This is a genomic window from Streptomyces sp. SID14478, assembly GCF_010548525.1.
Taxonomy (GTDB): Bacteria; Actinomycetota; Actinomycetes; order Streptomycetales; family Streptomycetaceae; genus Streptomyces.
In genome coordinates this window covers 1-8,132 of record NZ_JAAGMG010000743.1, presented here as the reverse complement: position 1 = coordinate 8,132, position 8,132 = coordinate 1, and the positions used below count along the sequence as shown (strand labels likewise).

General features: G+C 72.0%; 8 protein-coding genes. 5 read left to right on the top strand and 3 right to left on the bottom strand.

Annotation, left to right across the window (positions count from 1 at the left end; genetic code table 11):
- Positions 1 to 116: 116 nt before the first annotated feature.
- A complete protein-coding gene (locus G3I40_RS24790) occupies positions 117 to 1,730 on the bottom strand; it encodes a bifunctional 3-(3-hydroxy-phenyl)propionate/3-hydroxycinnamic acid hydroxylase (RefSeq protein WP_164304335.1) in 1,614 nt (537 codons plus the stop codon).
- A gap of 295 nt (positions 1,731 to 2,025) precedes the next feature.
- Here G3I40_RS24790 and G3I40_RS24785 point away from each other — a divergent pair, with 295 nt between their 5' ends.
- Positions 2,026 to 3,330: a cytochrome P450 gene (locus G3I40_RS24785; protein ID WP_164304334.1), complete on the top strand. Its 1,305-nt coding sequence runs from the start codon at positions 2,026 to 2,028 to the stop codon at positions 3,328 to 3,330.
- The gene (locus G3I40_RS24780; RefSeq protein WP_164304333.1) at positions 3,327 to 4,133 is read left to right on the top strand and encodes a class I SAM-dependent methyltransferase; all 807 of its coding nucleotides are present in this window, start codon (positions 3,327 to 3,329) and stop codon (positions 4,131 to 4,133) included. Before G3I40_RS24785 ends, G3I40_RS24780 begins: the two co-directional genes overlap by 4 nt.
- A 74-nt stretch (positions 4,134 to 4,207) precedes the next feature.
- Here G3I40_RS24780 and G3I40_RS24775 read toward each other — a convergent pair whose 3' ends face one another.
- Positions 4,208 to 4,402 carry a ferredoxin gene (locus G3I40_RS24775; protein WP_164304332.1) on the bottom strand — a complete coding sequence of 65 codons (195 nt, stop codon included), beginning with the start codon at positions 4,400 to 4,402 and terminating at the stop codon, positions 4,208 to 4,210.
- Between the two features lie 264 nt (positions 4,403 to 4,666).
- On the opposite strand from G3I40_RS24775, the gene G3I40_RS24770 reads away from it, so the two are divergent.
- From G3I40_RS24770 to G3I40_RS24760, 3 genes are read left to right on the top strand one after another with little or no spacing between them, the layout of a single operon-like run.
- Complete coding sequence (locus G3I40_RS24770; RefSeq protein WP_343245012.1) at positions 4,667 to 5,386, top strand: alpha/beta fold hydrolase; 720 nt, start codon at positions 4,667 to 4,669, stop codon at positions 5,384 to 5,386.
- Positions 5,387 to 5,396: 10 nt separating this feature from the next.
- Positions 5,397 to 6,728 carry a cation:proton antiporter gene (locus G3I40_RS24765; protein WP_239091922.1) on the top strand — a complete coding sequence of 444 codons (1,332 nt, stop codon included), beginning with the start codon at positions 5,397 to 5,399 and terminating at the stop codon, positions 6,726 to 6,728.
- 46 nt (positions 6,729 to 6,774) lie between these two features.
- On the top strand, positions 6,775 to 7,614 hold the full coding sequence (locus tag G3I40_RS24760; protein ID WP_164304330.1) for a metallophosphoesterase: 840 nt from the start codon (positions 6,775 to 6,777) through the stop codon (positions 7,612 to 7,614).
- 13 nt (positions 7,615 to 7,627) lie between these two features.
- Here G3I40_RS24760 and G3I40_RS24755 read toward each other — a convergent pair.
- A partial coding sequence (locus G3I40_RS24755; protein ID WP_164304329.1) for a LuxR C-terminal-related transcriptional regulator occupies positions 7,628 to 8,132 on the bottom strand: 505 nt, incomplete at its 5' end.

Sequence of the window (8,132 nt, the reverse complement as noted above, 5' to 3'; positions counted from 1 at the left end):
CTCGCCCGCCCCGGACAGCCCCGGCTCGTGGTGCGTCCCGCCGCGTTGGGGTCACTGTCCTCGCTGCGGGGCGCGGTCGAGCTGGCCCGGCTGATCCGGCCCTGACCCCTGACCCCTCAGCCCGCCCGGCGCAACTGCGCGGCGGGTGCGGCCGCGCCCAGCCGGTCACGCAGGCCGTCGACGAGCACGGCGGTGGCCTCCGGGCCGTTCGCGGTGCCGAAGACGTGGTGGTCGGGCCGGACCAGCACGGCGGTCGCGTCGTGCTCGGCCAAGTACGCGCGGTAGAAGCCGTCGACGTCCGTCACGCCCTGGTCCGTGGCGCCGGGCGGGGCCAGGCGCACCACGTGAGTGCCGAGGGCGGAGAGGAAGGACCACCGGTCCTCGCCGAGCGCGGGACGCGGGTCGTCCGTCGTGAGCAGGACGAAGCCACGGCCCACGACCTCGTCGAACAGGCCCGTGCCGCCCGGTGCGCGCACCCGCCCCTGCGGCACGACGGCCCCGGCCGCGCCCGAGGGGGACGGGCCCAGCAGACCGGCCGACAGCGGCTTCGCCGGCTCCGGCGTCCCCGGCCGCGTACGACCGCGGCGGCCCGCGAGGACCGTGGCGTCGCGCTCCTCGGCGGCCGTCGGGTCCGTCACGCAGATCATCCTGCCCAGCTGCACCGACGAGAGGATCGAGTCCTTCACGTGCTGCCTGCGCTCCTCGGCGTACGTGTCGAGCACGCAGTCGTCGGCGAGGCCGCGCAGCGTCAGGTCCAGCTTCCACGCCAGATTGACCGCGTCCCGGATCCCGGAGCACATGCCCTGCCCGGCGAAGGGCGGCATCAGGTGCGCCGCGTCCCCGGCGAGCAGCACCCGGCCCGCCCGCCACTCGTCGGCCCAAGTGGCCCGGAAGATATAGGTGGTGCTGCGCAGCAGGGTCGCGGTGTCCGGGGTGACGCCGAAGGGCTTGAGCAGGCGCCAGGCCGCCTCTTCCTTGTTCAGCTCGGCGCTGCTCTCGCCCGGCAGCCGCATGAACTCCCAGCGGCGGTGCCCCGGTCCGCTGCCGACCAGGGTCGTGGGCCGCGCCGGATCGCAGATCTGGACGTTGGTGGGGGTGAACTCGCGCGGCTCGCGCAGGGCGACGTCGCACAGCAGCCACTCGTAGGAGAACCCCAGATCGGTCATCGGCACGCCGAGGTGCTCGCGCACGAAGCTGTTGGCGCCGTCGCAGCCCACGACCCAGCGTGCCGAGAGCGTGCGGGGCGTTCCGTCGGCGGACTCCGCGGTCAGGGTCACCCGCTGCCCCTGGTCGTGGATGTCGACGACGCGGTGCCCGCGCAGCACCGTGATGCCGGGCAGCGACGCCGCCCTGGCCGCGAGGAGTTCCTCGAGCGCGGGCTGGTGCATGGTGTTGGCGTCCGGCCAGCCGTAGCGTCCCTGCGCGGAGAAGGCGATGTCCAGCAGCGTGTCGCCCGCCGCGGTGCGCCACTGGTATCCGGTGGCCGGTTCCGTGATCCGGCCGAGTTCGGCGCCGATCCCGGTGGCCGCGAGGAGTCGGGCGGTCTCGCCGTCGAAGCTGGTCGCCCGCGGGAGCACGTACGGCCGCGGGCGGCGTTCGACGACGGTCACGCGCCAACCGTGCTGGGCGAGCAGCACCGAAAGGGCGGCGCCGACCGGCCCGTTGCCGACGACGGCCACGTCCGTGTCGGTCGGGGTCGCGTACGTGTCGTGCGGGCGCGTGATGGCCATCGTGATCCCTACTCGCAAGGTGTCGGAAATAACCGCGAGGGCATGGAACGGAGCGCTGAAAGAGCGGTATCGAAAACTAGCACCCGGCCGTTCGCGAAGGTTCCCGGAATGGGGTGCCCTATCAGGTCGAGGGATGCCGTACCGGAAGGGCCTGTTCTACTGTTTGGTACTGCCATCCACATTACGGGATCGGCGTGGAACCCCCACTCGATCGACGGTCGAGCCGTGATGGAGCAATTCACCAATTCTGGCGACGGGGTTCAGCCTTTTCCCTGGACGCAGAAGAGGGGGACGTATGACCGTCACTGCCGGGACCACGGCCGACCCGGTCGAGCTGCTCTCGCCGGAGCTGGTGGCCGATCCGTTCGCCGGATACGCACGGCTGCGCGAACAGGCCCCGACGCTCACCGGGGCGATGCTGGGCGGCCCGCCGATGTGGCTGGTCACCCGCTACGACGACGTGCGCAGGGTCCTCACCGACCCGCGCTTCCTCAACAACCCGGCGTCGGTGCCGAACGCGCCGGCCGTCCGGACCACGATCATGAAGCAGCTCAACATCCCGTCCGACCTGGTCGACTACCTCGACGACAAGCTCATGCAGATCGACGGCGACCACCACCGCCGGCTGCGCGGCCTGGTCTCGCGGGCGTTCACCGCACGCCGGGTGGCCGCACTGCGCCCGCGGGTGGAGAAGATCACCGCGGAGCTGCTCGACCGGCTGGCCGCCCGGGCGCGCGACGGGAAGCCGGTCGACCTCATGGAGTCGTTCTGCTATCCGCTGCCCTTCACCGTCATCTGCGAGATGGTCGGCATCGACGAGGCCGACCGCGAGCCCTGGTACGAGTGGGGCAACTGCCTGGGCTCGCCCACCGAGCACCGCGAGCGCATCCCGACCGTCATGCGCGAATGCGTCGACCACATGCTGGAGGTGATCGCGCGCCGGCGCACCGACCCGCGCGACGACCTGATCACCGCGCTCGTCCAGGCCCAGGAGGACAACGGCGACCGCCTCACCGACCAGGAGATGGTCACCCTGGTCTTCACGCTCGTCATCACCGGCCACGAGACGACGACACAACTGCTCGCCACCGCCGTGCTGACCCTGCTGGACAACCCCGGTCAACTCGCGCTGCTGCGCGACGAACCCGCCCGGTGGCCGCAGGCGGTGCACGAACTCATGCGCCTGGGTCCCACGCAGTGGGGGATGCCCCGGTACCCGTCCGAGGACGTCGAGCTCGGCGGCACGACCATCCCGGCCGGGGCCACGATCCTGCCGCTGATCCTGCCCGCGAACACCGACCCGCGCCGGTTCGAGGACCCCGAGCGCCTCGACATCGGCCGGGACCACGGCAGCGGCGGCCAGGACCACCTCGGATTCGGGCGCGGGGCGCACTACTGCCTGGGCAGGCCGCTGGCCCTCCAGGAGGCGGAGGTGGCGCTGCACGCGCTGTTCGCCCGCTTCCCCGACCTGGCCCTCGCGGTGGAGCGCGAGCAGATCTCCTGGGTGCTGCGCCCCGGAGTCACCCGGTGCGAGCGCCTCCCGCTGCGCCTCGTCCCGCCTTCCCGGATCACCCCGACACAGACAGGACTTCACCGATGACCGAGACCAACACCTGGGTGGCCGAGGAGTACGTGAAGGTGAACTCGCCTCACGTCAAGACGGCGCTGGCCGCGCTCGCGCTCGCGGGCGACGCCCTGGAACGCGGCGGCACGTTCGCCGAGGTCGGCTGCGGGGCCGGCGAGATCGCCCGCACCGTCGCCGAGCGGGGCTTCGAGGTCTGGGCCAGCGACGCGTCACCGTCCATGGTGGACGCCACCCGGCAGCTGTGCACCGGGCTGCCCGTGCACGCCGAGGTCCGCAGGGTCGAGCAACTGGACCTGCCGCAGGACCGGTTCGACGTGATCCACTCCTCCTGGGTGCTGCACTGGGTGTCCGAGGCGAAGGAGCCGCTGCGCCGCATGGCCGCCGCGCTGCGCCCGGGCGGGTACCTCGTGCTGCAGTGGACGGGCGCCCAGCCGCGCAGCGAGGGCACCGGCCTCTTCGGGATCCTGCGCCGGCTCGCCGACAGCCCGCAGTGGAAGGACCTGTTCGCCGAGGTGCCGCCCGCGATGCGCGACTACCCGGCCGACGACGTGGCCGACCTGCTCCGGGACGCCGGCCTCGAACTCACCCACTACGTGCCCGAACTCCCGCACCCGTTCAGCAGGAAGAAGGGCGTGGCCCTGACCCCCGCGGAACTGGACGAGATGCGCACGCGGTTCCGGCGGACCTGGTTCGCCTCGCAGGCGGAGGTCCTCGGCGACCGGGTCGACGAGTTCCTGGACGAGGCGCTGGCGACGCTGGTCGAGGCGGGCAAGACCGACCCGCACCACGCCCGGATCGTGGCCCGCCGCCCCCTGTGACCACCGCTTCGTCCGGCCGCGCACGACCGACGCCCTGCCCGGGACCCCGGGCAGGGCGTCGGTCGTGCGCCGGGTCAGCCGGCGACGGACAGGGCCTGGGCCGGACACAGGTCGACGGCCTCGTCGACCACCGACAGGAGCGACCCCTCGGGCTCGGCGTTCAGCACGACGACCACGCCGTCGTCCTCGCCCTGGTCGAACAAGTCGGGCGCGGTGCGCACGCATTGACCCGCACCGACGCACTTCACGGTGTCCGCGACTATCTTCACGACGATCGTCTCCTCCGGGGTGAACGGTGGCCGTCGGCCATGATGCCCGAGGCGGACGGAATCAACGGCCCCGCGTCGGGGAAATGTGTGGCGCTTCTCCAGCAGAACTCAAGTGCGCCCCATTAGAAGAGGGGTGGAGAAAAGTAGGCCCTCGCGGCGGAACCGCCGAAGGATGATTCCCGAAAGGAATTTCTTGCCGTGCCTCAAGCACCGGTCCAATTCGGAACATGGATCCGTCAGTTCAGCCCGGCGCCGGACACTCGTGTGCGCCTCGTGTGTCTGCCGCACGCCGGCGGGTCCGCGAGCTTCTACTTCCCGCTGTCCAAGGCGCTGTCGCCCGCGGTGGACGTGCTCGCGGTGCAGTACCCGGGACGGCAGGACCGGCGGCACGAACCGAACATCAGCAGCATCCCCGAGCTGGCCGACCGGATCTTCGAGGCGATACGCCACCTCGACGACCGGCCCCTGGCCCTGTTCGGGCACAGCATGGGCGCCGTCCTCGCCTACGAGATCGCGCTGCGCCTGGAGGACGCCGGCCTGCCCGCGCCCGCGAGGCTCTTCGTCTCCGGCCGGCGGGCCCCGTCCCGGGACCGCGACGAACGGCTCCACATGGGGTCGGACGAGCAGCTCCTGGCCGAGATGCGCAAACTGGGCGGCTCGCACGCGACGTTGCTCGCCGATCCGGGCGTCGTCGAAATGATCATGCCTGCGCTCCGCAGCGACTACCACGCCGTGGAGAGCTACCGCTGCACCCCCGGCCGACGGCTGGCCTGCCCGGTGACCGCGCTCACCGGCGACAAGGACCCCCGCGTCTCGATCGAGGAGGCGGCGGCCTGGGAGGAGCACACCACAGGACCGACGGAGCTCCAGGTGTTCCCCGGCGGCCACTTCTTCCTCTCCGACCAGAGCGCGCGCGTGACCGGCCTGATCGCGGACCGCCTGGCCCGCGTGGGCGTCGCCGTTCCTCAAGAAGCCCAGATCTGAGGTGACCCAGTTGAGCTCCGCACCCGTTCCCACGCTTCCCCCCCACTCGCTGCTGGTGTTCCTCCTCCAGCTGTCCGTTCTGCTCCTGCTGGCCCTGGCGCTCGGCCGGCTGGCCGCGCGCTTCAAGATGCCCGCGATCGTCGGTGAACTGCTCGCCGGCGTGATCGTCGGCCCCTCGATCCTCAGCCACGTATGGCCCGGCCTCGCCGACTGGCTGCTGCCGAAGGACCCCGGCCAGATGCATCTGCTCGACGCGCTCGGGCAGGTCGGCGTCGTACTGCTCGTCGGCATCACCGGCATGGAGCTGAAGTTCGACCTCGTCAAGCGGCGCCGCGCCACGGCAGCGCGGGTGAGCCTCGCCGGTCTGCTCCTGCCCCTGGGGCTCGGCATCGGCGTGGGCTTCCTGCTGCCGTCCTCGCTCATGCCGGGCGGCACGAGCCCGACGGTCTTCGCCCTGTTCCTCGGCGTGGCCATGTGCGTCACCGCGATCCCCGTGATCGCCAAGACCCTCATCGACATGAACCTGCTCCACCGCGACGTCGGGCAACTGACCCTGGCCGCCGGTGTGATCGACGACGTGGTCGGCTGGTTCCTGCTCTCCATCGTGTCGGCGATGGCGACGGCCGGACTGAGCAGCGGAACGCTCGCCACATCCCTGCTCTACCCCGTGGGCGTCGTACTGGCCGCCTGGCTCGTGGGCCGCCCCCTGGTCAAGGCGGCGCTGCGGGCGGCGGGCCGCTCCGCTTCGGCGGCGCCCACCGTCGCGACGGCGGCGCTGATCGTGCTGCTCGGCGCGGCGGCGACCCAGGCCCTGCACCTGGAGGCGGTCTTCGGCGCGTTCGTGTGCGGCGTACTGATCGGCACGAGTGGCGAGCTGGACCCGGAGAAGCTGGCCCCGCTGCGGGTCACGGTGCTCGCCTTCCTCGCGCCGCTGTTCTTCGCCACGGCCGGCATCCGGATGGACCTGACCGCGCTGACCAGGCCCACCGTCCTGATCACGGCCTGCGTGGTGCTCGCCGTGGCGATCCTCGGCAAGTTCGTGGGCGCCTACATCGGCGCGAAGCTGAGCGGCCTCGGCCGCTGGGAAGCCCTCGCGCTCGGCGCCGGGATGAACTCCCGCGGCGTGATCGAGGTCGTCGTGGCCATGGTGGGCCTGCAACTCGGGGTGCTGAGCGCCGAGACGTACACCATCATCATCCTCGTCGCGATCGTGACGTCCCTGATGGCACCGCCCATCCTGCGCATCGCCATGGCCCGTATCGACGAGAGCGCCGAGGCGGAGTTCGCCCTGGCCGAGACGAGGACGCCCGACCTGGCGCCCCCGCCGCCCGCCGCGGTGTGACGGTGACGGCACGGGCGGCCTGCGTGAGTGCGGAAAGGAGTGCGAGGTGACCGCGACGGACCACGGCGGCGGACGGCTCCTGGCCATCAGCGACCTGCACAGCGGCTACGCCGACAACCGGGCGCTCATCGAGCGGATGGCCCCGGAATCGGACGAGGACTGGCTGCTGGTGGCCGGCGACGTGGCGGAGACCGTCTCCGACATCCGCCGGTGCCTGAAGACCCTCACCGGCCGCTTCCGCAAGGTCGTCTGGGCCCCCGGCAACCACGAGCTGTGGACCCACCCGAGCGACACCGTCACCCTGCGCGGCGTCGACCGCTACGCGCACCTGGTCGAGGTCTGCCGCGAACTGGGCGTCACGACCCCCGAGGACCCCTACCCGATCTGGCAGGGGCCCGACGGTCCCGTGGCCGTGGCGCCGCTGTTCCTGCTGTACGACTACTCGTTCCTGCCCGAGGGGTGCGCCACCAAGGACGAGGGACTGGCCTACGCACACGGCACCGGCGTCGTGTGCAACGACGAGAGCCTGCTGCATCCCGACCCCTATCCGAGCCGCGAGGCATGGTGCAGGGCCCGGGTCGCGGAGACCGAGCGCAGGCTCAGCGCGCTCCCCGACGACCTGCCGATGGTCCTCGTCAACCACTACCCGCTGCACCGGCACCCGACAGAGGTGCTGTGGTACCCGGAGTTCGCCATGTGGTGCGGCACCCGGCTGACCGCCGACTGGCACCGCAGGTTCCGCGCGGCCGCCGTGGTGTACGGCCATCTCCACATCCCGCGCACCACCTATCACGAGGGCGTCCGCTTCGAGGAGGTGTCCGTGGGCTATCCCCGCGAGTGGCAGAAGCGGCAGGGCCCGCCGGGCACGCTGCGCCGGATCCTGTGAACGCGCGGCCGCCTCAGTGGGCGTTCACGGCGCCGGCGGCCGCGCTCGACACCTGGCTCCACGCCCGCGTCAGCTCCACCCGCGAGGCCACGTTCATCTTCCGGAAGATCTTCTTCAGGTGAAAGGCCACGGTGTGCCCGGAGATGAACAGCCGCTCGCCGACCTGGGAGTTGGTGAACCCCTGGCTCACCAGCTCGGCCACGGCCGCCTCGGTGTTGGTGAGCGCGCTCGTCGTAACCCCGTCCCGGCCGGCGTACTGCGGATAGCGGCCGCGGCGCACCCCGAGCGAGCGCAGTCGGCTCACGACCCTGCGGGCGTCGCGCGGCGCCGCGCAGTTCCCGTAGCCGTCCGCCGCCGACTCCAGGGCCTCGACCGCCCGTTGGCGCTCGGCGGGCTGCGCGGCGAAGAGCTTTCCGGCGTCCTCGCAGGCGGACGCGGCGGCCCACGGGTCCAGGTGCCCGGCGGCCGCGGCCACGACCCGTTCCGGGTTCCGCTCCAGGAGCCCGGCGGCGTGCGTC